The following is a 24,358-nucleotide window of genomic DNA, read 5'->3' as shown; positions in this document are numbered from 1 at the left end:
ATGGAGTGGCGGTGAAACAGGACTCAAAAGAGGCCATTTTTGAAGGTGTGTTAGAGCTTCTGAAAGAAGAGGCCATCTTAGATATTTCCGTATCAAAACTTAAAAAACAGACCGGCCTTTCAACTGGAACTTTCTATTATCATTTTCCAAATGGAATAGAAGATATCTATAAATCCTTATTCATTAAACTATCTACTAAGATTAGAAATAAAGCTTTTATTGCGGCCAGTGCGGCCAAGACAGTAGAAGAAACTCTAATTGATTTAGTTAGTGTTTATTTTGACTGGCATGAGTCGAAAGTGAAAGAAAGCGACTTTTTTTGGAAGGCTTCAATGTCTGGCTATCAAGAAATTAGAGAACTTCTAATTAGTGAGTATGAGATTTTATCGACAAAAATTTATGACGTTCTTACCACGCAAGCTGAAGTCGAAAATATTAGAATTGTTGATCGTCGAATACTAGATGCCATGTTATTTGGCGCTGCTAGAGAGCTTGTTTATTCTTGGATAAGACGAGGTAGAGATAAGAAAGAATTTGAAGTCATTAAAGAACAATTTATAAAGACGCTGTATAGAGCATGTGTCATTGAAAGATCTTGAAAAAGACTGTGAGCGAAACTGTGAAGTATAACGAAAAGTTCTTTGAAAAATTTGAGCATCTTGGTGAAAAGTACGTCATTAGAAGTGTCAGTGAAAATGATCAAGAGAAGTTGATTGAAGCATTTAAAATGGCCTCTCACCGAACACTTAATAGTCGTTTTCTTGCGGCCAAGAAAAGCTTATCTAAGAAGGACTTAGAGCTATTTACTTGCCCTGATTATATTAATCACGTTGCCTTGACTGTAATGCAGGAAAGTGAGGACGGCGAAAAGCCTGTAGGTTCTACAAGATTTTATCGTGACTCGGATAATTCTCCGACGGCCGAGTTTGCCGTAACAGTAATAGATAAGTATCACCGAAAAGGCTTTGGTGGGATCTTGATAGATCATTTAATCAAGGCAGCTAAAGAGCGTGATATAAAAGAAATATATGGAACTGCTAGCACTGGAAATCATGCTGTGCTTGGACTGCTAAAGAGTCGCGGTGACGTTGTCGTTGAAACTGAAACAATGGGAATTGTGAATATTAGATTAAAGCTATAAGAAAAAAGGATATATAAATGAATAGAGTATGGTTGGATAATTATCCAAAGAACGCCGCCACAGAAATTAACCCTGATCAATATAATAATATTGTTGAAATGATTGATGAAACTTGTGGAAAGTTTTCGACGAGAAAAGCTTTTATCAATATGAATGCAAGCATGACTTATAGTGAAGTCAAAGAGAAGTCAGAAGCCTTTGCTAATTACCTTATCAATGATTTGAAACTTAAAAAAGGTGATGTCATCATGATTCAGATGCCAAACCTTCTGCAATACCCGGTTGCTCTTTTTGGTGCTTTTAAAGCAGGGCTAATTGTTGTTAATACAAACCCTCTCTACACTACCAGAGAAGTAAAAAAGGTACTTGAAGATAGTGGGGCAAAAGCAATTGTTATCTGTACAAACTTTGTTGCTAATCTTGAAGAGGCCATTGAAGGAAGTCAGATCGAGCATATTATTACGACAGAAATTGGTGATTTTTTTCCATTAGTAAAAAGGAAGCTAACAAATTTTGTTATTAAGCATGTAAAGAAAATGATTCCTACTTATAAAGGTAGTTACTTAACTCTTAATGAAGCAATTGAAAAAGGACAAGGACTGAGTGTAACTTATCCAACAGTGGAAAGAGAGGATACTGCGCTCTTTCAATATACTGGTGGAACAACGGGGAAAACAAAAGCGGCTATCCTAACTCACCGAAATATTATTGCGAATATGCTACAAATGGATGTTTGGATTAAGGCAGGACTTGGAACAGAGCCAGCAAATATCCTCGCTCCACTACCTATCTATCATGTCTTTACTTTATCAGTTAATATCTTTGGTTTCTTTAAGATGGGGATGACTAACGTTCTTGTAACAAATCCTCGTGATTTAAATTCACTTATCAAAGATGTGTATACACACAAGCCGAAAGTTCTAATTGTTGTCAACACTCTACTGCAAGCGCTACTTGCAAATGAAAATTTCAGAAAACAGAATTTGAGCTTTATTGAGTTTAGTGTTGCAGGTGGAATGGCCCTTAAGCCAGCTGTTAAGCAAGACTGGGAGAAAATTACAAAGACAAGAGTTATTGAAGGATATGGCCTTACTGAAGCATCTCCTGTTGTCAGTTGTAACCCAACAGATGGGACGGATGAAATAGGTTCTATTGGGCTTCCTCTTCCTTCAACTGATATTAAAATCATTGATGCTGATGAGAATGAGTTAGGCTTTAATGAAGAAGGAGAGCTTTGTGTAAAAGGGCCTCAGGTTATGAAAGGGTATTGGAATCAACCAGAGGAAACAAGTAAGACCTTTACTAAAGATGGTTGGCTTAAAACAGGAGACTATGCCACGGTTGATGAAAAAGGTTTCCTAAGAATTTTAGATCGTAAGAAAGACATGATTGTTGTTTCTGGATTTAATGTTTATCCGAATGAAGTTGAAGGAGTTTTATTAGAGCTAGATGGTGTACAGGATGTTGCTGCTATTGGAATTGAAAGTGAAAAGTCAGGACAAGTTGTAAAAGTCTTTATTGTTAAATCAAAAGCAAATTTAACAGAAGAAGATATTAAGGCTTATGCGAAGAAAAATCTTGCTGGCTATAAAGTTCCAAAGCAAATTGCTTTTGTGGACGATTTACCGAAGAATAATGTTGGAAAAGTTCTTCGCCGAGAGCTTCGCTAAGATGTACTCAAGCTCAAGAAGATACCGAAAAAACGATTGGTGGGATCTGGTGGCCGTCATTGACCAAGAACTGGGGAGAGATGATGGCCCACAAACTTACTACTATATTTTTGATGAATTAAAATGGAGAATGGTTGAGTCGATTTCAGAGGGCTCAACCTTCAAAATTAAAAAGAAAGCAAATGAGCTTTATGATCGAATTCAGGTTAGTCAAAAAAATTGGACTAATATAGAACCTGATTTAGTAAAAGAAATCGAATTACTTTTAGAGTTCTTACTTGATCCCCCAACTAAAATTTTAATTTAATTTACCTACATTGAAGTATTGAAGATCGCTATAATAATCAAAATGTAGGAGGAAAGATGACAAACGTACTTCATCGTGCTGATTCACGTGGTCATGCAGAACACGGTTGGCTTAAAAGCAATCATACTTTTAGTTTTGCCGATTACTATGATCCTGAAAGAATCCATTTTGGAGCGCTAAGGGTTATTAATGATGATGTTGTTGCACCTGGAAAAGGCTTTGGAACTCATCCTCACCGTAATATGGAAATTATCTCAGTGCCTTTAAAAGGCTCCCTTCATCATAAAGATACTATTGGAAATGACTTTATCATTAAGAAAGGTGAGATACAGGTTATGTCGGCCGGTTCAGGAATTTCTCATAGCGAGTATAATAACTCTGACAGGGAAGAAGTACACTTCCTACAAATTTGGGTATTGCCTAAAGAGCATAATATAACACCCACTTATTCTCAAAAGTACTTCAAAGAATCAGATCGTAGAGGAGAGTTTCAATTAATTGTCTCTCCTGATGGCCGAAGTAATTCAGTTAGTATTAATCAAAATGCTTTTTTCTCATTAGCTAGTTTAGAGGAAGGTCAAAACTTAACCTATAAAAAGTTTATGGAATCAAATGGTGTTTATATTTTTGTGATTAGTGGTGAAGTTAGAGTAAATGATCTAACTCTTTCTGCTCGAGATGGACTTGGTATCGATCCAGGTAATAATATTGGGATAAGGTCATTTAATGACTCAGAATTTCTTGTTATGGAAGTTCCAATGGATGTGGAAAAATATAACTGAAAATACTGATTTTAATCAGGTTAAACTAATAAAATTGTTTGCTAAAATAAAGTATGAAAAAAGAAAATATCGTACTTCTAGTTCTTATCACTTTAATTTCATTTGCAGGTGTTGCGTATTACGCAAATAACCTAAATGAAGATACACAAGTTGAAAGGTGGGTGTTCTTTGATTTGGGAGATACCATCATCAATACTAAAAAAAGTGGTAATTATCACTATTACGAAGGCTCTCTTGAGTATATTAAATCACTAAAGGATATGGGGATTCATGTTGCCATTATCTCAAATATTCCAGAGTCGTTTGGTGAAACTTACGAACAAAAAATTACGACTTTGAAGGAATATGTAAGAGCACACTGGAATGATTCTGTTGAGTTTGATTGGAGTGTGTTTGAAAAAATCTATATTCCTATGAGTAATGAAGAATTAAAGCCTGCGCCTTATATTTTTAATAAGGCCCTCGATGAGACTGGCCGCTACCCAAGTCTTTATATATCGGAGTCTTTAAAAGAGGTGGATGCGGCAAGACAACTTGGACTTGCTGGTTTTCATTTTAAAGAAGGTAATTTAAACAAGGCTAAGCGTAATATTTATATTCATTTAGATGAGATTATTGATTATATAGATAGTAATAGTCACCTCTAAGAGGTGACTATTATATTTATTAAAAAATGTATTCACCTTCAAATTTGTAAGTCGCTTCTTGATTATCCTTTTTTATATATTTAATACCTAAACTTAAACTATCTTTTAAAACTTTTGTTTGAGCAGAAATGTATGTCGATTTTTGATTTCCTTTTACCCAAAATCCTGTTCGACCATATAGAGGAGCTTTCATTCCTATTTCAAAAGAGTGGCGTCCATCCTCTGAGTATAGTGTAATACTATAGTCTGCAGTTGCACCTTCTTGTCGAATATAGATAATATTTTGAATTCCAACTCCATACTCTTTCATAATTTGTTTTTTGATTTCGTTTTTAATTGTTCCACCAATTACGGCCATCGTGTATTTACCTTCTTCTCTAACATCTGCTTTCATAATTGAAGCATGGGCCGTAACAATTCCTTTCCAATCAAATCCCAGATAGTCTGAATCGGCATAAAGTGAAGATGAGAACATATTTTGACTGTCACTAAAATCACCTTCTGTTTGGAAATTATCTGCTTTTATCTTTCCATTCCCCACAGTGATACTAACGTGGGACTTTACGTCAGCATAAACATTTCGAAGAATTCCTAAGTCTACTTTTCCTGACTTAAGGCGAGCATCCATTCCAAAATAAATACTCGTACTATCCTTTATAAAATCTCTGTGTTCAAGTTTCTTCTGTTCTCTTTGAATAGCAATTCCCGCATCAAACTTAATTCGATTACCTTGGTTTTTTAACGTTGCAGCAACACCAGATGCTGTTAAGCCGCTTGATGATTCAGCATAGTAGCTTTTTGCATGAATTGCGCCATTCTCATAATTCATTGAGATAACATCGATATTATCAAACTCTACACCTGGGGCAATCATTTCAACGTCCAGACCTACTGCTTGATTTAATAGGTAACCAACTTCACTTGGTACACGATCAACAGGCTCACCATCAGCGTTAAAGATTCTATAATTTATTCCAAAATCTGCTAGGGTTGTATCTTGTGCTAACCCCTGAGCACTTTGGCTTTCGTTGATTCTTGTTTCACCGTAATTAAAATTGATAATACGATCTTTATTACCAGGGTCTTGTACGACAACAGTAGCGTGACCAACATCTCTTGTATTATATGCAACAACATAGACGTCATCTATATTAAGCTTTTTAAGAACATTTGCTTGAGCTACCGCAATGTCACGACAAACTCCCGCTTTGCTTCCTTCTCTAATTGCTTGGAAAAGATCTTCAGTGGTTACAACACCTTCCTTATCACGTTGAAAATCGTAGTGATTGTTCATAATGGTACCAAGGATATGGGCGAGGTAGATCTTTTGGTTGAAGCTTAAAAGTAGCTTTGCTGAAGAATAGATATTATCCCTTCTTACCTCAGGAGAGCCAATAATTAATCCGGCAACTACATTGGTAAAGTACATTTCACCTTCTTCTTTACCAAATTGTGCCACAGACTCTTTAAAGATATCTGACATGTCCATTTCATTAAAATAGGCACAGTTTTCTCTAAGGCAGCCTACGATGGATTTTACAACAGCTGTTCTTCGCACGGTATCGGTCCAGTACGATTTGGTATTGAATTCGTCTGTTTGAATGAGCGGTCTCGTCTCATACTTTCGTTTATTTACTTCAACACCCGAGCCTTGATAGCCAATGCTAAAATCTGCTTGAGTATTAAAAGATAATAGTAAGCCTAGAAAAAAGAATTTCTTCATTACAAACAACTCCATAGTTTAGTTCAAATGTATAATCTGCAAGGAGGGTGCCATTATTTTTCTCGTATATTCATTTAGTTGGCCTAATTTCGATGTCGAGAAATTAAGCGGCCGTACAATGTTCATTCATATATTCATAGTAATTCTAGATATATAGAAGAGGTATCTGTAGTGACTCTAAGTAGTTGAAATTCCTTAATGTTCTAAAGAGAATTAGTCGATAAATCTTCAATGAACTTATTCAAGATGGAGGAATATCAAATGAGAAAGATTTCAGTACTTGCCCTTTTTGCACTATTTATTGGTTGTGCAAACTCACCAAAAGACTTTAAGGCCGATGCACTAGGAGATAATGAAGGAGTATTTTTCGGAAAATTCTCCCTGTACTTTGATGGTGCGAAATTTGCAAACACTTGTAACTTGATTTTTACAGATAAGGCGAAGAATGAGGATACTGTCTTAACAACTGATGAGTCTGGATTCTTTGTCGGTAAATTTCAAAAAGGAGATACTTATCTAAGTCAGATTGGTTGTACTTCGGGAATGACGACAAAGATTTATATGTTTGAAGAGAGTAATACAGTGAAGTTTTCAAATGTTGGAAATGGAAAGAAAACTTATGTTGGAAATATCTCAACTTTCTTTTCCTCTGCTGAAGAATATAGTAATCCGGCCAAATATGTTGTTGGTGGACTATTTGCTGGGGCGATTATAGCAGATGAGGCAAAAGAGAATGCTAAGAAAGTTAGATTCGATATTCAAAATGATATTGAAGCTGATGAGATGCAATTTAAAGCAACAATTTTAAAGGCCAGACCTATGAAGACTGTCTTTAAATCGCTTAAGTATCCTAAGAAAAATAGAATGCCCGCAAGTACGGCAACAAAAATCATCAAACTTAATAAGTAATTTGATGGGCTAGGTAACTTATTTACTGTTATCATTTAAAAATATCACTTTACGTTAGCGTAAATAATACTTAGTAGAGAGTTAGTTAATGAAGGATTTTCAAATTATCTTGGCCGCGACATCGAGTGTAATACTCTTTGTCTTTGGCCTTGAGAACTTTTCCAAAGAAGTTCAAAATATTACTGGTGAAAAATTTAGAAAATTTCTAGGTAGTGCAACAATGTATCCTGTCGTGGGGGTATTAATTGGTGCCATTATTACTGCCTTAATTCAATCGAGTTCTGCAACCTCTGTCATTGCAATCAGTCTTGTAAACGCTGGGGTCATGTCTTTTAAAAATAGTGTTGGAATTATTTTTGGAGCTAATGTCGGAACGACGGTAACGGCACAGCTTGTAGCGTTTAAATTGACTGCCTTTGCACCGATCTTCATTATTTTGGGATTTCTACTTTCATTTACGAGATCACGTTACGCTATTTTTGGTAAAACATTCTTTTACTTTGGTTTTGTATTCTTTAGTTTAAATTTGATTTCTTCTGCACTTGCTCCACTTCAATCAGATTCTCGATTAATCGAGTTTTTAACACAGGCCCATAATCCTTTACTTGGAGTATTGGTAGGGGCCGTTATTACGGCAATTGTTCAATCTAGTTCGGTGACAACTGGTTTGGCAATCATCTTCACTCAGCAAGGTTTGATGAGTCTCGATAATGCGATTCCCATTTTAATGGGTTCAAATCTAGGAACAACTGTTACTGCGCTTATTTCAATTATCAATATGGATATTTCTGCAAAAAAGACGGCCCTGGCGCACTTCCTTTTCAATTTAGGGGGCGTCTTAATCTTTCTTCCGATTATTATCTTTTGGGGAGATCGATTGCCATTAATGTCAAATATACCAGCTATTGCTCTTGCAAATTTTCATTTAATTTTCAATGTGACGACGAGCTTAATCTTTATTGTCTTCTTAAATCCTTTTTCGAGTCTTATTGATCGTATGTTAGGAGAAGGGCAAATGGACTTTGAACGTATTGAGCTGGGATTAAAAGAAGAAACACAATTTGATGAAATTGAAAAAAATCTGATGGTGGATCTTGAAAAAACTTTTCGATTTGTTCAAGAAAATTACAATTTAGTAACATTGAGTATCGAAACAAATTATCGAGGAATCTATGAAGCCGCAAAGAAGCGTATCGAGTATATGGACTTTCTTAAAGCAGAACTTTTAGGATTCTTTTCTAAGTTTATTTCAAAATGTAACAATGAAGACGAGATTGATCGTATTGTGAATGTAATGGCAATGTATGAGTATATCTTCCAAATGCATGACTCAGTTAAAGATATTGCAGGTGTAAAAGAGTCTATGGACAATAATTATATTGAGCTTAAAAGTGATGTGCTTATGATTGTCCGAGAAATAGCAAGTACGACACTTTCTGTTTTTGAGAATATCACTAGTGAAGACCAAAAGGATAAAGATTTAAAGAAGATCTCACAAGAGTTTCAAAGAGATCTTGAGGGTTTTGGAAAGAAGGTTTTTATTTTAATGGCCAAACCGGAACGTAATGATGCTGGCGCAATTATGCATCTTTTAACTTATTCTCAGCGTCTTAAAGATAAGTTAATGAATTATCATCATCTTAAAGAAGGACATATTGCTCCATGAGTCTACTAAGGAAACTAGAAGATTTATATCTTGATTCTCTTGTATACTTTGCTTCAAAGAAGAAAGGGATGCTCTTAAAGATCAGGAAGTCTTTGATCGTTCTACGTGATGGCCTAGAAAAAGAAGGTGCTGAAACAAGAGAAATGTTTGTCATATATGGACGATATACTCAGGGGCGGGCTTCTAATGAAGAAATGAAAGAAGCAAATAAGCAATTTCTCGAAATTATCAAAGGCTTAGGAGTCGGTGCATTGCTTGTTCTTCCTTTTGCTCCGTTAACTATTCCCTTTGTTGTAAAACTTGGACAAAGGCTAGGGGTTGATATTATTCCTTCTTCCTTTCGATCTAAAGATTAGCTCTCTAAGCTACGCTTTAGATTCTCATAAAGATAGTCTTTAAATATTCTTACATGCTTTGGCGTATGCTTTGAAGGCTTAGATAGTAGAAATAGAGTTCTTGCAAGGTACTTTAAATCTGGTAAAACTTTGATGAAGCTATTTTCCACAAGCTCCCTCTTACAATAGAAACTAGGAATCATCGCTGGGCCTTTATTCTTTGCAACGTAATCTTTTAATATAGGGAATGAGTTACTAGCAAATTGTGGAACAACCTCTTTAAAACATGACTTATTTAAAGGATTACCATAAAGATCAGTTAAAATTGCTACAGGATGTTTTTGAAGATCATTTACTTCATTAACCTTTGTCGAAGTTTTTAAATATTGTGCTGAGGCAACGAGTCCGACTTCAATATCACATACTTTCTTTTGTATTAACGATGAATCCTTCAGTTTTCCAATTCGAAGGGCCATATCAAGTTTATGTTCTTTGAAATCCATGAGTATATTAGTGGAGTACAACTCAATTCTTATTCCTGGATACTTATCCATAAATTCGCAGACGATATCTGTAAGTATGAGTTGGGAAAGGTCTTCTGGCGCTGTGATTTTTATGAGTCCTTTCATTTCATTAGTTTGATTTTTAATTTTTAAAACGGAAGCATCTAATGACTCAAGTGGTGTTCTTATTAATTGTAAAAGACTTAAGCCTTTTTCTGTAAGCACAATTCCTCTTGGCCCGCGAATTAATAAAGTCTGTTCAAGTTCATCCTCTAACTTAACGAGATCACGACTTATTTTAGACTTGGGGTGTCCTAGTACTGTTGACGCCTTTGTTAAACTTCCAACTTCTGCAACTTTTTCAAATATCTTAAGTAAATTTAGATCCATAGAGTGTTCCTTATATGGAACATTATATTGCAATATTGTGGTCTTTTGCAACACTCCCTTTTTCTCCATAATAGAATACATAACAAAGCCAATCAGGAGAAAATAATGAAAGCTAAATTTATAATTCTAGGACTAATTTTAACTTCTTTTACGGCAATGGCCGATAATATTGACTTAGCTAGAAGCTCTTTTGTGTGGAAAGGAACAAAGATCACAGGTGATTTTCACTCTGGCCCAATTAAAATGAAAAGTGCAAGTTTAGATAATGGAAGAGGTTCTTTTGTCGCAGATATGAGTTCAATTGACGATACAACTCTTAAAGGGGAATGGAAGTCTAAGTTCTTATCGCATATTAAGAGTAGTGATTTCTTTGATGTTGAAAAGTATCCAACAGCAAAGTTGAAGATTGATAAAATTGATAATGGCCATTTATACGGGAAGTTAACAATAAAAGGTAAGACTAATGCCGTTACAGTTCCTGTAACTAAAAAAGGTAAGGTTTACTCTGGTGTATTAGCTTTTGATCGTACAGAGTTTGATATGGTCTATGGTTCTGGAAGTTTTTTTAAGAACCTTGGTGATAAGGTAATTTCAGATACAGTAACTCTCACATTTAAAGTCGTAACAAAGTAATTGAGGGGATAGTCATGACTAAAAAGAGAATACCAACACTATTTTTAGGACATGGCTCTCCTATGAATGCTGTTGCAAGTAATGACTTTACTGAGCAGCTTAGAAGCATAGGAGAGGAACTTCCGAAACCAAGAGCAATACTCATGATATCTGCGCATTGGGAAACTCAAGGTACTTGGGTCACGGCGATGGATAAACCAAAAACAATTCATGATTTCTACGGTTTTCCAAAAGAATTATATGAGATCGAATATCCTGCACCTGGCTCTCAAGAACTTGCCAGAGAAATAGTTGATCTTATTGGTGAAAGTATCAAGCTTGATAATGAAAATTGGGGCCTTGATCATGGCACATGGTCATTATTGAAATTTATGTACCCTAAGGCGGATATTCCAGTTGTTCAGTTGAGTCTGGATATGAGAAAGCCACCTCAGTATCATTTTGATTTAGGTAAGAAGCTTAGCGTTTTAAGAGAAAAAGGTGTTCTGATCATAGGAAGTGGAAATATTGTTCATAACTTAAGAGCAATAAGCTGGAGTCAAGACGCCCAAGTTTCAAATTGGGCAAAAGAATATGATGAGCTTATTAAAGAAAAAATTATTGAAAAAGATTTTGATTATTTAATAAACAAATTTCAAAAAACAGACATTGGTAAAATGAGTGTACCTTCGATTGAACACTACTTACCGCTCTTATATATCATCGGAGCATCAAGTAATGATGATCAGTTGAAATTTGATTTTGAAGGGATTCAAAACGCTTCCATTTCGATGAGAAGCTTTAGCTATAGATAAAAAGGAGAATTATATGATTGCATTAACAGGAGCATCTGGACAACTCGGCCAGTTAGTAATTAAGGCGTTATTAGATGAAGGTGTTAAGGCCAATGAGATTGTTGCAATTGCAAGATCGACAGATAAGTTAAGTGATTATGAAAAACAAGGTGTACAAGTAAGATTTGGGGATTATGAAAAACCAGATACTCTTGATAAGGCACTCGCAGGAGTTGATAAATTACTATTAATATCAGCTAGTGAAGTAGGGAAGCGATTACCTCAACATAAGAATGTAATTGAAGCAGTAAAAAGATCTTCAGTTAAGCATCTTACTTATACAAGTATACTCCACGCTGATAAGTCGCCTTTGGGACTTGCAAAGGAGCATGTTGAAACTGAACAACTTATTAATGAGCTCAATATTGCAACAACTATTCTTCGTAATGGTTGGTATTCTGAAAACTATACAATGGGCCTACCTAATATCATTGAGCACTCTACTGTAATCGGTTGTGCTGGAGATGGAAAACTATCAACTGCTGCACGAGAGGACTATGCTTTAGCGGCAGCAAAGGTATTAACGAGTGAAGGACATTCTGGAAAGGTTTATGAGCTAGCAGGAGATGAGGCCTTTACACTTTCTGAATTTGCAGAGGTCGTAGGAAAAGAATTTGAGCGTGAGATTAAATATCAAAATTTAAGTGAAGTAGAGTTTAAGTCCGCTCTAATGCAGGCCGGACTACCTGAAGGTTTTGCACAGCTCTTGGCCGACTCTGAAAAAGGTGCATCCAATGGAGGCTTATTTGATAATCAAAGACAATTATCAAAGCTCATTCGACGCCCAACGACAACAATCTCAAAATCAATTAGAGATTTTAAAGAAAGTTATCAGTCTTAATTATTTTGACTAGCTAAGGACTCATTCATGCGAGACACCTGATGAACTAGATCGCTTCCGATATCGTTTATCTCTTTTAGTGATTGCTTGAGTGAGTCTTTAAAATTTGTTAGTTGATCGAGTAGACTTGAAAGTTCTCCTGAATTTCGGTTTAACTTTGCCGCTTCAATCTTACCACTTATGCTTACCATCTCTAGTCCAATTGATAGCTTCTTCACATCATTACAGACTCTTTTGAATTCACTAAATTCTTTTTGAATATCAATTAGGCTCGATTTAGCGTTCATATTCTGTTGATTTTGTAAGTGTGCTAAGATTCTCATTTCGTTTTCTTTTTGAATAGGCGAGGGTTTAGTCTCCTTTTCAAAGAAGCTGTAAATTTCTCTTTGCAAAATTGAGTTACAAACGAAGAACTGGCAGTCTTTAACTTTGTCTTGAACGAGCTTTCCCGAAACCATAAACTTATTAATTTCCTCTTGAATCTCTTTTGCAAGATTATCGTATTGTGTTGAGATAGTTGCGATCGAAGCTGCATCTTCTCCAATCTTTGCCGCCTGAAGTTCTAAGTTCATAGGGACAAGCGAAGTCTTTTGATACTCCTCAAAAATACCTTCTGACTGCTCTTGTAAAAACGATCCTGACTTTAAGGCCTTGCGTAAAAGATTCAGTTCCTCAATTGGTTCTTCTCCAAGTGCTTTCTGTCTCGATTCAAGCTCTTGCATAAGCGCCTCAATCATAAAGTTTTCGTAAGACTCAAACCCTAATTCGCCAATAATTTCAAGAAGCTTCTCCTGAGATTGTGCTGGTGTAAGCTTCTTGCGCTTCTCTAGTAGAGTTAGCTCAATGTACTTCTCTTTTACGATCTCAAAGAAATGACTACTAGGCTTTAGTCTTACTGATAGATAGCCATCGTCAATAGGTGAGACGAGGGCATAGACCCAATAATTACTTCCATCCTTGGCCTGATTGTTTACGTAGGCGCCGATCATCTTATCTTTGGCAATAGTGTCCCAAAGAAGTGAGAAAACCCCTCGGGGCATCTCTGGATGTCTTACAACCTTGTGGGGCTTGCCAAGCATTTCCTCCCACTCGTACTGACTGACTCGTTGAAATACTGAATTTCCAGACGCGATAACTCCTCGCTTATCGGTCCTGGAAAAGAATAGTTCATCAAAATCGAAGTTACTCTCTCTCTCCTTCGACATGCGTCCTCCCTTTTCTGAAAAAATGATGAATATTTTCTGTTTAGAATACAAAAACTAAACAAAACATGATCTATATCATAAATTGTTGAAATTATTGATTTCTTAACGGAGTTATCTTAACTAGTTGGATTAAATTTACAACTAAATAATTAGTGTATAAATTTCACCACTTATTTTCTTTGTTGAGTGTTCAGGGTAGATAGGCATATGCAAAATCGTCTACTTATCCTTATTCTGTCTTTGAATATGAGCTTTCAAGCATGTGGGTTAAATCTCGCAGGGCAAAGTGCGTACTTTGATAAGGAAGATATAGCAAAGGCCCAAGCAGGTCTGAGTTCTCAGGAAATGTCTCTGTTAGGAGAAGTTGATCTTTCTAAGCAGAGTTGCGAGTACGATGTGCTAGAAGAGATTAATCAAGTAGCGAATCATAAACTTTATGAGGCGTTAATATACTTGCGCTCGTCTTCGAAAATGGATGATACACAATATCGTCTATTGCTAAGAACGATGAAGTCATTTGAGAAGTCGAAGAAAGAAAAATTTCTAGTACCTCTTAATCCTACTGTTAAAGATTTTAGATCACAACCTTTTGATAACTTCCAAAGGGCACAAGAGAGAGGACTGTGCTTTAATCTCGCAGCGATGAGTCTTTTTAAAGAACTTGCACAAAAGAAGCCAATCAAATTTTTAAAGAAGGCATATCATGAGGAGCTTATAAGTAAGCGTACATATTGGATGCTAAAAAGACTAGCTCAAGAAGACTATCATCTTGAGCCACAGACGTTGGCCGAGTATTTGAAAGAACAGGCATTTTTAACAAAACAATTTCCCGAACGACTAGATATAAAAGGTACAAACTTCATTTCAAGTCGACGTGACAAGAGTAAGGTTTCTCGAAGAGAGGCATTACTTGCAAAGTACAATCAATTTCAAATTATCTATCTTCGAGGAATGACTCAAAGATTGTTAAATCGACTTAATGCAGATGAAGTTATTATCAATGTGATAATTGATGATGAAAGTGTTGAAGAGATTATTCTTGATCCAATGGAGCAGTATCGATTTGCTGCAAAGATGGTTAGAAAAGAACTTGGAGATCTTCAAATGATGAATTTATTTGAAGGTGTTAATGTTTCCTTTGAGGATGTTCTCTCTGCTTCTTATGAAACAGGACTTGTGTCAGGAGATGATTTAACTACTCTTGCACTTGTCGATGATGTTTGGAATCCAGAGCTAACCAAAGCAGAAAAGAGAAAAAGATTTATTAGAAGATATGGAACAATTTTTGTTGCAGCAATTCCTACTACTTTCTACTTTGTGAAGGTTTTATCTTTAGTGGGAATTGAGATGTTAACAGAGACAAAACAGGAGCCAGCACGTGATCACTCAATTTTCTAAGTTGTTTCTTGTTTCATTTCTTACAGTAACTACTTTTGCAAGTCACAAGGCCCAGGTTATTACGCGAGATAATGACATGGATCTGATTAAGAAAGAAGTTGAGCTTGATCTAGTTAATGCTCCAATCCTAGAAAACAAAAGTTTTAAAATTGTTTATGGGAAATCAAATGAAGCAATCAATCTTGAGAGTTTAACGGACGAAGTTGAAAAGCTAAGGGCCGCAAGTGTCTTTTATCACTTAACAAAGGCAAAACGTTATTTTCTTAATGTCGTTAAGTCTGATTACGTAAAAGAGTTACCTCAACTTATCGTTCGCTTAAATATAACAAATCAATTTAATTCAATTGGTCACTTCGCTCACGATAATTTATCACCTGAATATAATAATGCTCTTTCAATTCCACCTGGAGAGGGTAGAGAAAGGTTTGGGATTAAGCCTTGGAATTATGAAATTTGGTTTCGTCCGGCAAAAGAAATCAACCTTCCACAGGAAGGGTTAAAGAATGACTTTGAACAAACTGCTGCTATTTTTAGTGAGTTTAGGAATCAATCAAGATTAGCAAGTTTTCAAAAATTTATAAGTGACTTATTTTTACTTTCTGGGGATGCTCTTGCGCAGAGTGGTTTAAATATTCTTGGATCGACTGCAATTATTGAAGCTTCTTTTTATGCAATGAAAAATCTTTACGGACTTCTTCAAGGAAAGAAGTTCTTTTTAGATACAAGCTTTATCCCAGAAGTTGTTTATCATGAGTTTGCTCATGTTGCTTTGAGTGATCATCTTGGCCTTAGTCATTCTTCTCCTGTTAATGAAGGTATGGCAGACTTCTTTGCGGCATCAATCGCTGATAGCGCAACGATTGCTGATAATGTGAAAGATTATGCGAAAAGAGTCCGTGAAAAAGATGCCTTTCGCGATGAAGTTTATAATGCAGGATTTGAAACAAATGCTTACGCCAATATTGATTTTGTCTTGGGCGTATTATGGCAAGTACGCGAACTTGATAAAGAATCAAGTCATGGTCTTGTTTATGATGTTCGTAAGAATATCACGAGCAGTTCAAATATTAGAGGAGATTTATTGAAGTCGATTCTCAAAGAGTGTCGTAAATCATGTAAGTCACCTTTGAGGGATCGTATAAACCTTCTAAATGCCTATCACGAGATGGGTTTATAAAGTAAGTAGGCTTTTATTAAATTGACAAAATATGTTTAGATAGGGTAGTTACCCATAACGTTATTAATAGGGAGATGTTCATGTTAAGAAAATTAGCTGCTGTAGCACTTGTATGCTTTTCGTTCTCGGCTCTTGCAAATGTTGAAGCTAAAATCGCACCAATCTTTGAAGAAGTTGAGTTTAAATTATCTGTAGAATGGGATCAAAAAGATCAAAACTTCTACAATGAAACTGTTAAATCATTTGAAAAACAATTAGGTGATCTAGCTCAAGAAGGTGTTAAGCCATCTGAAGTTTTAAATTACCTACAAGCAAATATTAAAGATAAGAAAGTTGCTACTGAACTTTCTAATCTTGTTGGTTCAATCAACGTAGAAAATATGACTCTTGAAGAATCAAAGTCACTAATTCAAGACTATGTTGATGGTATGAAAAATACAGGTGCTAACTACTCTGGTTACTATAGCTACGACTATGGACTATACTTTGTAGTGTTTGGTGGTGTTGCATTTTATTACTACTGGTATGCATTTCACTATACTTACTACTATGATTGTTACCGTGATTACTGGGGTAACTACTACTGTTACTAGAATCAAATTCTAATATAATAAAGGCTCCTTTCGGAGCCTTTTCATTTTTAAGCTCTTCCAAACAAATAATCTCTAAGTAAAGTTGTCCAGTATATTACCGATAATAGCCTAATAATTTTAAGGGCCCAAATATGGTTTTGAATTTGAAATCGACAGTTATTGGTTGTGGAACTTCAACACAAAGTGGAAATGATCGCGTATTTAGTTTTGTTGAGTTCAGCGATGGAACTAGAATTGAAAATGTGATTACTTCATCTTCTATTGCGGAATTCTTCGATAGTGATGAAGAGATAGAGTTAGCATATTTCAAAGTCGGACAGTACTACTATATCGCGAGGGCAAAGGTAGCAAAGGATGTTAAGGTCGCGACAACTACGCCAATTCTCGTAAGTATGATCGTTAATTTCATTTCTATCTTCTTTTGCTTTGGTATTTTATCTTTCATTATTACTTTTATTGTAATTATGTACTTTCTAAAAGATTTCAAAATGGCATTAACTTATGCTGCCATCATAGGTGTTATGCCTGGGGCCTATTATCTTACGAAGTTATTAAAACTATTTATTGAACTCAGGCAGTGTCGAGCACTAATAAAGTAGGGGAATTAAAATTGCCTATTAACCAATTCAAACATACAATATTTATATGCAAAATAAATATAATGTAACGTACGTATTCTTCGGTTTTATCTTTCTTTTAGTCTGTTATCTTGTATGGATGATGGCCAAGCAAATGATTGCTCCAATCATCTTTGGCTTTGTTCTCGCTGGAGTATTTAATCCTCTAAATACTAAGATAATTGAAAAATTTAAAGTCTCTGACAATATGGCCGCATCGATAACAAGTTGTTTAATTATTCTACTTGTTCTTATTCCTCTAATCTTCTTATCAATTGCTCTTAGTAAAGAAGCTCTAAGCCTTTATCAAACGATAATGAAGGCAATGTCTCATCATGAAGTTAACGACTTTTTATTTGGTGATGGGCCAGTAGCTGCTCTTATTAAAAGTGTTTCAGATATCACTGGAGTTGATATTGATATGGAACAAGTTAAGACGACAGTATTTGGTACTCTTAAAGGAATATCGGGAACTGTTATTTCGAGTATCAATTCAATTGTAGGAAATATCATCACATTCATTTTTGATCTCGCAATTATGATGATTGTGGTTTTTGGTGTTTTTGTTGAAGGAAAGAGGTTAAAGACATATATATTTGATCTTTCGCCACTTCCATCAGACCAAGAACAAAAAATCCTCGATAAGTTTAATCAAATGAATTATGTAACACTGGTTTGTAATGGTGTTGGTGGAGTGATTCAAGGAGTCCTTGGAGGACTCGCTCTTTGGTTGGCAGGAATTGAGTCAGTTGTTCTTTGGACTGTTCTTATGATTTTCTTGGCCTTCGTTCCTTTAGTTGGTATCTCTGTTGTTACGATTCCTGCAAGTCTTTATCTAGTCCTTACAGGAAGTCCTACTTCAGGTGTCATCCTTTTTATTTTCACAGCGCTAGTTGGTCTTGTTGTGGAAAATTGGTTTAAGCCAAAATTCATTGGTAACCGTATTCAAATTAATTCAACTTTCGTTCTTCTTTCGATTATAGGAGGAATGGGTGTTTTTGGTATGGGAGGAATCTTCTATGGACCAATTATTGGAATACTATTTCTAACGATTGTTGAAATTTATCACGATCAATATAACGTCGTTTCATAGGCGAAAGGAAGTGGAGAGCAGTGGAAGTTTTTAAACTTATTTATTCTGTCCTTGGTGGGCTTGGTATTTTCTTCTATGGAATGAAGAATATGTCAGAGGCACTACAATCAGTCGCTGGCGACGTCGTTAAAAATACGATTAATAAAATTACAACAAATCGCTTCTCTGCTGTCATCGTTGGAACTCTTGTTACCATCTTTGTTCAAAGTTCATCTGTAACTACTGTTATGACTGTTGGTTTCGTTAATGCTGGTTTAATGAATTTAGGACAGGCCATTGGAGTTATTCTAGGGGCCAATATCGGGACAACAGTTACTGGTTGGATCATTTCAATAAAAGTAGGGAAGTATGGACTTCTCTTTATCGGTCTTGGAATCTTTCCTTTGCTATTTGCTAAAACTAATCGCTATCGCCAAATTGGGCGTATCCTTTTTTCAGTTGGTATGATCTTCTTTGGTTTAAGTATTATGTCCAATGCATTTAAACCACTTAGAACAATGCCTGAATTTTTAAGTATGATTTCATATTTCTCTGAACAGAATTACGGAGCATACTTTGCGTGTATTATTGTCGGCTGTATATTAACTGTCGTAATTCAATCTTCTTCTGCAATGTTGGGTATTACAATAGCCCTAGCTGGATCAGGTGTTATTCAATTTCATACGGCCGCTGCTCTGGTATTAGGGGAAAATATTGGAACAACCATTACCGCTCTTTTAGCGAGTGTTGGAGCTAATATAACCGCCAAAAGGGCAGCTCGAGCTCACGCTATATTTAATCTCTTGGGTGTACTTGTTATCTTTTTATTCTTTCCATTCTATGTTGAATTTATCGATTACTTAGTTCCAGGTGCTGCAAATGCTGTCAATGCAGATGGTGACTTTATCAATGTTGCTGTTCATATTGCTACAGGACATACTATCTTCAATGTCGCGGCCACGATTATTTTTATTCCTTTCTTAACTCAGTTAGCAAATTTTGTGACAAGGATTACTCCTGCTACCGGAGAGAAGGAGCAACACCACCTTGTCATGTTAGGTGATCCAAGCCAAATGGTAACTGCGGCTGCGCTTGCACAAGCACAGGCCGAGGTTAATAAAATGAAAGATATCGTTTCTAGACTTTATGCTTTAGCAGAAGAGATTTATATTAAACAGAATTTTGGCGAAAGGGAGAAGATTGCTCTTAAGGCCAAGGATTATGAGAGAATTACAGACAATATACAAAAAGAAGTTACCATTTTTATCGTTAAACTTATGGTTAATCCTTTAAGTGAAGATGAGTCACGCCGTTCTCAGTCGATGATTAAGGAAGTCGATGAGTTAGAGAGTATTGCTGATTATATCGAAAGGCTGATTGCTTATAGTGATCGAGGTGATATATCAAAACTTATGAGAGATGAGGCAAAGAAAGACTTTGATGACTTATTTGTTAATGTAAAGGCATTCTATGATTCAGTCTCAAATCAAATTTCTCTTGATAAGGTTGATTATAGTGTTGCTGAAAGAAAGTCTAAGGAATTAAGAGACCAGGCCGAGCAAATAAGAAAGAAGCACTTAGATCGTGTTTCAAGTGGAGAGTATGATGCACTTGGTGCACTTACTTATTCCGATATGATTGTGGCACTTCGAAAAATTAGAAGTCATACTGAAAATGCTGCTCAAGCACATGTTTAATTAGGAGTATTTATGGGTACGTATACAACGATTACTAAGGGAAACTCTGAAAGTATCGAGTTAAGCCTTACGGCAGATAAAAAACAGGCCATTACGATTACTCCGCCGCCTGAATTTAATGGTGTCGAGAGTGAGTGGAGCCCTGAAGATCTTTTTAGTGCAAGTATCTCTAGTTGCTATATTCTAACATTCAAGTCTTTTGCTTCTTTTAAAAAACTTGCTTTTAATAATATTGAAGTAAAGGCAGATGCTCATCTCGAAAAAGTGGCCAAGGGCTATGAATTTACGAAATGTGATATTCACGTTCATTTAGAAATTTGTTGTGAGTCAGATGTTGATCCTTATTTAGATCTTCTTTACAAGGCCAAGGATAATTGTCTTGTTACAAAGTCAATGAAGTGTGAGTTTACTCTACATCCTAAAATTAAAAACCTTGCAAAGAAGTAACTTACATTCTTCCTTTAAGCATTCCATGCCAGTAAACAATTGGCAAAATATGTGCTTTTAGAAAGTACATACTCCAGCGAGGCTTTGCTTGATCAAATGGGAAAGTCTCACATGGATTTCCGTCGTAATCAAATTCTGCAAGAATTAGTTGTCCGTAGCCAGTTACAATCGGACATGAGGTATAACCATTATAGCTTGTATTGAAATTAGTTTTATTATTAATGAATTTCACAATATTTTCGACAAGAACTGGAGCCTGCTTTCTTACTGCCGCACCTGTTTTGGCCGTTGGGACATTTGTCGCATCGCCAATCGCAAAAACATTGGAATATTTCTTATGTTGAAGCGTATGCTTATCAACATCAATCCAGCCCGTGCTATCAAGTAGATCACTATCCTTTAAGAAGTCTGGCGCTGACATCGGCGGAACAACATGAATAAAAGAATAATCTTTTTCTATCAGTTCATTTGTTTGGAGATCTCTAAAATAGGCCTTGTTATTTTCACCATCTAGTTTTTCTAAATTGATGTGAAAGTGTGTTTTGATATCTCTTTCTTTTATAATCTTTTCAAGTGCAGCTTTATATTTTGGAATTCCAAAAATTGCCTGACCTGGACTTGCAAACTCAATCGTTACATTGTCTCTATTGCCATGTTTACGTACATAGTCTTCAACAAGGTACATGATCTTTTGAGGAGCACCACCACATTTTAGTGGGGAGTTTGGAAAGGTAAATAGCGCGTTGCCATTTTTAAGCTCTTGGAGAAATTTCCAAGTATAATCCACATAGTCATAGCTATAATTTGAACAAACACCTTTCTTTCCGATGGAGTCTTTTAGGCCTTCAATTTCATTCCAATTAATTTGAATTCCTGGTGCAACTACCAGGATATCGTAGTTTAGTGTTCCATGCTCAAGAGTTTCAACTTCCTTCTTATCTGGTCGGATTTGTTGACAACGATCCTTGATCCATTCAACACCATTTGGCATGACTGAAGCAGTTGTACGTCTTGTATCTTCTTTTTTTCCGATACCAGCGCCATTAAGAGTCCAATAAGGTTGGTAGTAATGATACTCAGAAGGTTCAATGACAGAAATAGTATATGAAGGGCTTAATTCATTTCTTAAGCGTGCCGCCATTGTAATACCGGCCGTTCCACCACCAACAATAATAATTTTCATAATTATTTTCTCTTATTTATTTGCTTTAAATGTTGCCCAAAAGTATCCACGAATATCACCGCTCTTATATCCAGTGGCCTTATCACTCGGATAAAGCTGAGTGATCTTTGACTGTACTTCAGGTTTTAGGTTATCTCCATGGCAGTTAAGACAAAGAGGCATTGTTTTGATTGGCATGATAATACCATTCTTATCTGAGTCGATTCTTACGACGGAATATTTCTTCTTATTTTTTCCTGACTCATAACTCATAATTGTGTCATTCATCCAACCCTTTACAGTATTGTTTGGATTTCTATTCTTAAGACTGACACGGCCGACTTCGACTCCGTCTTCATGAAACTTCTTAGTGATCGGCATGGCCTTTGTATTACAAACCGATACAGCGTTAACTGGAGAGACTTTCATTGCTGCTTGAAGCTCTTTCTTAAGTGCCATTGCTGTTTTCTGTATTGCTTGGACGGCCTGCTGCTCAGAGGCAAATAAACTTGATGTAATTAGTAGGGAAATGATTATCTTTTTCATATATATATCCTACCATAAACTCTATTGAGTAAGTTTGATCCTCATCAAGTTTAGATTTTTTTTAACCTTCATGCTTGTTATAATCTAGAAATTACTAGGAGAAGATTATGAATCAAAAATATACACCACCAAAGGTTTGGACATTTACAGAAGGAAATGGGGGACAGTTTGCAAGTATTAATCGCCCAACTGCAGGAGCGCGCTTTGAAAAGGAACTTCCTCAAGGAGAGCATCCGTTTCAACTGTACTCTCTAGGTACACCAAATGGAGTTAAGGTTACGATTATGTTTGAGGAGCTATTAGAGCTTGGAATTAAAGAAGCCGAGTATGATGCTTACTTAATTAATATTGGAGAAGCAGACCAGTTTGGTTCTGACTTTGTTGCTATTAATCCAAACTCTAAGATTCCAGCTTTACTTGATAAGAATAATGGTCAACCAATTCGAGTATTCGAATCAGCATCAATTCTTGTTCACTTGGCAGAAAAGTTTGGACACTTCTTACCAAAGGATCCGGCCAAGAGAGCTGAGGTATTTAATTGGCTTTTTTGGCAAATGGGAAGTGCTCCTTATTTAGGGGGAGGCTTTGGTCATTTCTATGCCTATGCTCCTGAGAAATTTGAGTATCCGATTGATCGATTTGCGATGGAAACAAAAAGACAGCTAGATGTACTTGATAAGCAATTAGAAAATAATAAATACATTGCAGGAGATGAATACTCGATTGCAGATATAGCGATCTTTCCATGGTATGGGGCACTTGTTAAAGGCAAGCTCTATGATGCAGCAGAGTTCTTGTCAGTACATGAATATAAGAATGTTATTCGTTGGGCAGATGAATTGATTAAGAGGCCGGCGGTATTAAGAGGAAGGCTAGTTAATCGAGCTTGGGGAGATGAAGATCAACAAATCCTTGAGCGCCATGGCCAAAGTGACTTTGACGCTAAGGATATTACATATCGTTAGAATTTATAACCAAATCCAAGGCCCAGTCGATTTACTGATAAATCGGTTGGGCCATCCATAAAGTGCATTTTGAAAATTGCATGAGCAAAAATTTTCTTTGTGATATCGCCCATTACATAGGCCATAATCTTGCCTCCAGTAAACTCTTGTTTATCACTTGTGTTAGCGTAACCTATGTCTCGACTTGAAAGTAGTGAGTGAGAGTAGCTAAATTTTGCTAAGAAGTTTCTTCTGTATAACTTAAAGTTTTTTTGTACACCAACAGTTAAAAAGAAGATTTGGTTCTTATCAAATTTAACTTGATCGGCTTCTGTTAATCCATCAAAATTGAAAGTATTAAAACGCTCGAAATCTAGACCAGCATATGCTTCTAGTCCATAGTCTGCAAATTTATACGTACCGTATAGGTTAAAACCAATCTCTGGATCAACTGAAACATTATCAAGATACTGATTTGCAGAAGCAGTATTTAGGTGAGAGTAGTAAAGACTTGCTTGAGCACCATACTTGGCATTCACTTGATATACTGACGTAAGGCCCAGGGAAACGGAAGAGTTTTGCTTGAACTCAACAGATCCTGGTGCACTTTTCTGGTTAAATTCTCCAAGAGAAGTCATGTAAAAAACTGAAAATTTTAGTGGGCCAGAATCGTTTTGTTTTTTAGGTGTTGGTCTATCTGATTTAACGACTCCAAATAACGCCTTAATTTGCTCATCAGTTAAGTTTAGAATATTCATGAACTTATTTATATCAATGAGTTCAATCTCGACATAGAGTCTAAAGCTTTTATCTTTTAAATTATTCCAGTCTTTGATATGCCCATTTTCACGTCTTGTTTTCTTGGCCATGAAATCTTCTTCTTCATAGTTATAAGAATCAATTAGAAGTTGTTCATAGATTGTTTGAAGTTTTTCACTATTCACTGATTGATATGAAAGTCTAAGATATTGATGCTTAGAATTTCTCTTTGATTCCTCTAAGTTTATTGAATCAGCATATAAATAATTAAATGATAAAAAGAAAAGGCAGGTTAGTTTTAAAAATTTTTGTTTCATTAATTCTCACTTTTATTTACTTTAGTTAAATTATTTTAGTTGAA

At 35.8% G+C, this 24,358-nt stretch carries 26 protein-coding genes; 20 read left to right on the top strand and 6 right to left on the bottom strand.

What is annotated here, in order from left to right:
* The first annotated feature begins 11 nt into the window (after nucleotides 1-11).
* The 6 genes from C0Z22_RS10135 to C0Z22_RS10110 are packed head-to-tail and all read left to right on the top strand — an operon-like array spanning nucleotide 12 to nucleotide 4,547.
* The gene (locus C0Z22_RS10135; RefSeq protein WP_103218255.1) at nucleotides 12-599 is read left to right on the top strand and encodes a TetR/AcrR family transcriptional regulator; all 588 of its coding nucleotides are present in this window, start codon (nucleotides 12-14) and stop codon (nucleotides 597-599) included.
* 20 nt (nucleotides 600-619) lie between these two features.
* Nucleotides 620-1,141 carry a GNAT family N-acetyltransferase gene (locus C0Z22_RS10130; protein WP_146037862.1) on the top strand — a complete coding sequence of 174 codons (522 nt, stop codon included), beginning with the start codon at nucleotides 620-622 and terminating at the stop codon, nucleotides 1,139-1,141.
* Nucleotides 1,142-1,158: 17 nt separating this feature from the next.
* Nucleotides 1,159-2,811 (top strand): AMP-binding protein, encoded by a 1,653-nt coding sequence (locus C0Z22_RS10125; RefSeq protein WP_103218253.1) that lies wholly within the window; start codon nucleotides 1,159-1,161, stop codon nucleotides 2,809-2,811.
* Complete coding sequence (locus tag C0Z22_RS10120) at nucleotides 2,780-3,118, top strand: hypothetical protein (RefSeq protein WP_146037861.1); 339 nt, start codon at nucleotides 2,780-2,782, stop codon at nucleotides 3,116-3,118. The genes C0Z22_RS10125 and C0Z22_RS10120 overlap by 32 nt, the downstream gene beginning before the upstream one ends.
* 56 nt (nucleotides 3,119-3,174) lie before the next feature.
* The gene (locus C0Z22_RS10115; RefSeq protein ID WP_103218251.1) at nucleotides 3,175-3,900 is read left to right on the top strand and encodes a pirin family protein; all 726 of its coding nucleotides are present in this window, start codon (nucleotides 3,175-3,177) and stop codon (nucleotides 3,898-3,900) included.
* A 53-nt stretch (nucleotides 3,901-3,953) separates the two neighbouring features.
* Entirely contained in the window at nucleotides 3,954-4,547 is a 594-nt protein-coding gene (locus tag C0Z22_RS10110) for a hypothetical protein (RefSeq protein ID WP_103218250.1), read from the top strand.
* A gap of 19 nt (nucleotides 4,548-4,566) precedes the next feature.
* Here the strand turns inward: C0Z22_RS10110 and C0Z22_RS10105 are convergent, their stop codons facing one another.
* The gene (locus tag C0Z22_RS10105; RefSeq protein ID WP_158246887.1) at nucleotides 4,567-6,270 is read right to left on the bottom strand and encodes a transglutaminase-like domain-containing protein; all 1,704 of its coding nucleotides are present in this window, start codon (nucleotides 6,268-6,270) and stop codon (nucleotides 4,567-4,569) included.
* A 261-nt stretch (nucleotides 6,271-6,531) separates the two neighbouring features.
* Between C0Z22_RS10105 and C0Z22_RS10100 the strand changes: the two genes are divergently transcribed.
* The 3 genes from C0Z22_RS10100 to C0Z22_RS10090 all read left to right on the top strand — a co-directional run bounded on the left by C0Z22_RS10100 (nucleotide 6,532) and on the right by C0Z22_RS10090 (nucleotide 9,201).
* Nucleotides 6,532-7,179 (top strand): hypothetical protein, encoded by a 648-nt coding sequence (locus C0Z22_RS10100; RefSeq protein WP_103218248.1) that lies wholly within the window; start codon nucleotides 6,532-6,534, stop codon nucleotides 7,177-7,179.
* Nucleotides 7,180-7,267: 88 nt separating this feature from the next.
* Nucleotides 7,268-8,845 (top strand): Na/Pi cotransporter family protein, encoded by a 1,578-nt coding sequence (locus C0Z22_RS10095; protein ID WP_103218247.1) that lies wholly within the window; start codon nucleotides 7,268-7,270, stop codon nucleotides 8,843-8,845.
* The gene (locus C0Z22_RS10090) at nucleotides 8,842-9,201 is read left to right on the top strand and encodes a hypothetical protein (RefSeq protein WP_103218246.1); all 360 of its coding nucleotides are present in this window, start codon (nucleotides 8,842-8,844) and stop codon (nucleotides 9,199-9,201) included. The genes C0Z22_RS10095 and C0Z22_RS10090 overlap by 4 nt, the downstream gene beginning before the upstream one ends.
* On the opposite strand, the gene C0Z22_RS10085 is transcribed toward C0Z22_RS10090, so the two are convergent.
* The gene (locus C0Z22_RS10085; RefSeq protein ID WP_158246886.1) at nucleotides 9,198-10,073 is read right to left on the bottom strand and encodes a LysR family transcriptional regulator; all 876 of its coding nucleotides are present in this window, start codon (nucleotides 10,071-10,073) and stop codon (nucleotides 9,198-9,200) included. The two genes, C0Z22_RS10090 and C0Z22_RS10085, sit on opposite strands and share 4 nt — an antisense overlap.
* Nucleotides 10,074-10,178: 105 nt before the next feature.
* Here C0Z22_RS10085 and C0Z22_RS10080 point away from each other — a divergent pair, with 105 nt between their 5' ends.
* The 3 genes from C0Z22_RS10080 to C0Z22_RS10070 are packed head-to-tail and all read left to right on the top strand — an operon-like array spanning nucleotide 10,179 to nucleotide 12,380.
* Nucleotides 10,179-10,706 carry a YceI family protein gene (locus C0Z22_RS10080; RefSeq protein WP_103218244.1) on the top strand — a complete coding sequence of 176 codons (528 nt, stop codon included), beginning with the start codon at nucleotides 10,179-10,181 and terminating at the stop codon, nucleotides 10,704-10,706.
* A gap of 14 nt (nucleotides 10,707-10,720) precedes the next feature.
* Nucleotides 10,721-11,500, top strand: coding sequence for a 4,5-DOPA dioxygenase extradiol (gene ygiD, locus C0Z22_RS10075; RefSeq protein ID WP_103218243.1), 780 nt, complete (start codon nucleotides 10,721-10,723; stop codon nucleotides 11,498-11,500).
* Between the two features lie 13 nt (nucleotides 11,501-11,513).
* Nucleotides 11,514-12,380: an SDR family oxidoreductase gene (locus C0Z22_RS10070; protein WP_103218242.1), complete on the top strand. Its 867-nt coding sequence runs from the start codon at nucleotides 11,514-11,516 to the stop codon at nucleotides 12,378-12,380.
* Here C0Z22_RS10070 and C0Z22_RS10065 read toward each other — a convergent pair.
* Nucleotides 12,377-13,585, bottom strand: a complete 1,209-nt coding sequence (locus tag C0Z22_RS10065; protein WP_103218241.1) for a PAS domain-containing protein — start codon at nucleotides 13,583-13,585, stop codon at nucleotides 12,377-12,379. The genes C0Z22_RS10070 and C0Z22_RS10065 overlap by 4 nt on opposite strands.
* Nucleotides 13,586-13,792: 207 nt before the next feature.
* Between C0Z22_RS10065 and C0Z22_RS10060 the strand changes: the two genes are divergently transcribed.
* The 7 genes from C0Z22_RS10060 (at nucleotide 13,793) to C0Z22_RS10030 (ending at nucleotide 20,586) form a co-directional block, all read left to right on the top strand.
* Entirely contained in the window at nucleotides 13,793-14,983 is a 1,191-nt protein-coding gene (locus tag C0Z22_RS10060) for a hypothetical protein (RefSeq protein WP_103218240.1), read from the top strand.
* The gene (locus C0Z22_RS10055; protein WP_103218239.1) at nucleotides 14,964-16,160 is read left to right on the top strand and encodes a hypothetical protein; all 1,197 of its coding nucleotides are present in this window, start codon (nucleotides 14,964-14,966) and stop codon (nucleotides 16,158-16,160) included. Before C0Z22_RS10060 ends, C0Z22_RS10055 begins: the two co-directional genes overlap by 20 nt.
* An 80-nt stretch (nucleotides 16,161-16,240) precedes the next feature.
* Nucleotides 16,241-16,753: a hypothetical protein gene (locus tag C0Z22_RS10050; RefSeq protein ID WP_103218238.1), complete on the top strand. Its 513-nt coding sequence runs from the start codon at nucleotides 16,241-16,243 to the stop codon at nucleotides 16,751-16,753.
* Between the two features lie 131 nt (nucleotides 16,754-16,884).
* Nucleotides 16,885-17,352: a hypothetical protein gene (locus C0Z22_RS10045; RefSeq protein ID WP_103218237.1), complete on the top strand. Its 468-nt coding sequence runs from the start codon at nucleotides 16,885-16,887 to the stop codon at nucleotides 17,350-17,352.
* A gap of 46 nt (nucleotides 17,353-17,398) precedes the next feature.
* The gene (locus tag C0Z22_RS10040; RefSeq protein WP_103218236.1) at nucleotides 17,399-18,463 is read left to right on the top strand and encodes an AI-2E family transporter; all 1,065 of its coding nucleotides are present in this window, start codon (nucleotides 17,399-17,401) and stop codon (nucleotides 18,461-18,463) included.
* Between the two features lie 20 nt (nucleotides 18,464-18,483).
* Complete coding sequence (locus C0Z22_RS10035; RefSeq protein WP_103218235.1) at nucleotides 18,484-20,139, top strand: Na/Pi cotransporter family protein; 1,656 nt, start codon at nucleotides 18,484-18,486, stop codon at nucleotides 20,137-20,139.
* 12 nt (nucleotides 20,140-20,151) lie between these two features.
* Nucleotides 20,152-20,586 (top strand): OsmC family protein, encoded by a 435-nt coding sequence (locus tag C0Z22_RS10030; RefSeq protein WP_103218234.1) that lies wholly within the window; start codon nucleotides 20,152-20,154, stop codon nucleotides 20,584-20,586.
* A gap of 1 nt (nucleotide 20,587) precedes the next feature.
* Here C0Z22_RS10030 and C0Z22_RS10025 read toward each other — a convergent pair whose 3' ends face one another.
* Together C0Z22_RS10025 and C0Z22_RS10020 are read right to left on the bottom strand one after the other, a co-directional pair.
* Entirely contained in the window at nucleotides 20,588-21,769 is a 1,182-nt protein-coding gene (locus tag C0Z22_RS10025; RefSeq protein WP_103218233.1) for an FAD/NAD(P)-binding oxidoreductase, read from the bottom strand.
* A 12-nt stretch (nucleotides 21,770-21,781) separates the two neighbouring features.
* On the bottom strand, nucleotides 21,782-22,294 hold the full coding sequence (locus C0Z22_RS10020; protein ID WP_103218232.1) for a DUF3365 domain-containing protein: 513 nt from the start codon (nucleotides 22,292-22,294) through the stop codon (nucleotides 21,782-21,784).
* A 107-nt stretch (nucleotides 22,295-22,401) separates the two neighbouring features.
* Here C0Z22_RS10020 and yghU point away from each other — a divergent pair, with 107 nt between their 5' ends.
* Entirely contained in the window at nucleotides 22,402-23,259 is an 858-nt protein-coding gene (gene yghU / locus C0Z22_RS10015; protein ID WP_103218231.1) for a glutathione-dependent disulfide-bond oxidoreductase, read from the top strand.
* Here the strand turns inward: yghU and C0Z22_RS10010 are convergent.
* Nucleotides 23,256-24,314 carry a hypothetical protein gene (locus C0Z22_RS10010; protein ID WP_103218230.1) on the bottom strand — a complete coding sequence of 353 codons (1,059 nt, stop codon included), beginning with the start codon at nucleotides 24,312-24,314 and terminating at the stop codon, nucleotides 23,256-23,258. The genes yghU and C0Z22_RS10010 overlap by 4 nt on opposite strands.
* Nucleotides 24,315-24,358 lie beyond the last annotated feature (44 nt).

The sequence above is a fragment of the Halobacteriovorax sp. DA5 genome, from assembly GCF_002903145.1.
Classification (GTDB): Bacteria; Bdellovibrionota; Bacteriovoracia; order Bacteriovoracales; family Bacteriovoracaceae; genus Halobacteriovorax_A.
This window is presented reverse-complemented; position numbering and strand designations above follow the sequence as displayed.

What these genes read in the sequence shown, in the direction of transcription:
- C0Z22_RS10125 (WP_103218253.1), top strand. Translation starts at nt 1,159, where the DNA reads ATGAATAGAGTATGGTTGGATAATTATCCAAAGAACGCCGCCACAGAA.
- C0Z22_RS10115 (WP_103218251.1), top strand. Translation starts at nt 3,175, where the DNA reads ATGACAAACGTACTTCATCGTGCTGATTCACGTGGTCATGCAGAACAC.
- C0Z22_RS10110 (WP_103218250.1), top strand. Translation starts at nt 3,954, where the DNA reads ATGAAAAAAGAAAATATCGTACTTCTAGTTCTTATCACTTTAATTTCA.
- C0Z22_RS10105 (WP_158246887.1), bottom strand. Translation starts at nt 6,270, where the DNA reads ATGAAGAAATTCTTTTTTCTAGGCTTACTATTATCTTTTAATACTCAA.
- C0Z22_RS10100 (WP_103218248.1), top strand. Translation starts at nt 6,532, where the DNA reads ATGAGAAAGATTTCAGTACTTGCCCTTTTTGCACTATTTATTGGTTGT.
- C0Z22_RS10095 (WP_103218247.1), top strand. Translation starts at nt 7,268, where the DNA reads ATGAAGGATTTTCAAATTATCTTGGCCGCGACATCGAGTGTAATACTC.
- C0Z22_RS10090 (WP_103218246.1), top strand. Translation starts at nt 8,842, where the DNA reads ATGAGTCTACTAAGGAAACTAGAAGATTTATATCTTGATTCTCTTGTA.
- C0Z22_RS10085 (WP_158246886.1), bottom strand. Translation starts at nt 10,073, where the DNA reads ATGGATCTAAATTTACTTAAGATATTTGAAAAAGTTGCAGAAGTTGGA.
- C0Z22_RS10080 (WP_103218244.1), top strand. Translation starts at nt 10,179, where the DNA reads ATGAAAGCTAAATTTATAATTCTAGGACTAATTTTAACTTCTTTTACG.
- ygiD (WP_103218243.1), top strand. Translation starts at nt 10,721, where the DNA reads ATGACTAAAAAGAGAATACCAACACTATTTTTAGGACATGGCTCTCCT.
- C0Z22_RS10070 (WP_103218242.1), top strand. Translation starts at nt 11,514, where the DNA reads ATGATTGCATTAACAGGAGCATCTGGACAACTCGGCCAGTTAGTAATT.
- C0Z22_RS10065 (WP_103218241.1), bottom strand. Translation starts at nt 13,585, where the DNA reads ATGTCGAAGGAGAGAGAGAGTAACTTCGATTTTGATGAACTATTCTTT.
- C0Z22_RS10060 (WP_103218240.1), top strand. Translation starts at nt 13,793, where the DNA reads ATGCAAAATCGTCTACTTATCCTTATTCTGTCTTTGAATATGAGCTTT.
- C0Z22_RS10050 (WP_103218238.1), top strand. Translation starts at nt 16,241, where the DNA reads ATGTTAAGAAAATTAGCTGCTGTAGCACTTGTATGCTTTTCGTTCTCG.
- C0Z22_RS10045 (WP_103218237.1), top strand. Translation starts at nt 16,885, where the DNA reads ATGGTTTTGAATTTGAAATCGACAGTTATTGGTTGTGGAACTTCAACA.
- C0Z22_RS10040 (WP_103218236.1), top strand. Translation starts at nt 17,399, where the DNA reads ATGCAAAATAAATATAATGTAACGTACGTATTCTTCGGTTTTATCTTT.
- C0Z22_RS10030 (WP_103218234.1), top strand. Translation starts at nt 20,152, where the DNA reads ATGGGTACGTATACAACGATTACTAAGGGAAACTCTGAAAGTATCGAG.
- C0Z22_RS10025 (WP_103218233.1), bottom strand. Translation starts at nt 21,769, where the DNA reads ATGAAAATTATTATTGTTGGTGGTGGAACGGCCGGTATTACAATGGCG.
- C0Z22_RS10020 (WP_103218232.1), bottom strand. Translation starts at nt 22,294, where the DNA reads ATGAAAAAGATAATCATTTCCCTACTAATTACATCAAGTTTATTTGCC.
- yghU (WP_103218231.1), top strand. Translation starts at nt 22,402, where the DNA reads ATGAATCAAAAATATACACCACCAAAGGTTTGGACATTTACAGAAGGA.
- C0Z22_RS10010 (WP_103218230.1), bottom strand. Translation starts at nt 24,314, where the DNA reads ATGAAACAAAAATTTTTAAAACTAACCTGCCTTTTCTTTTTATCATTT.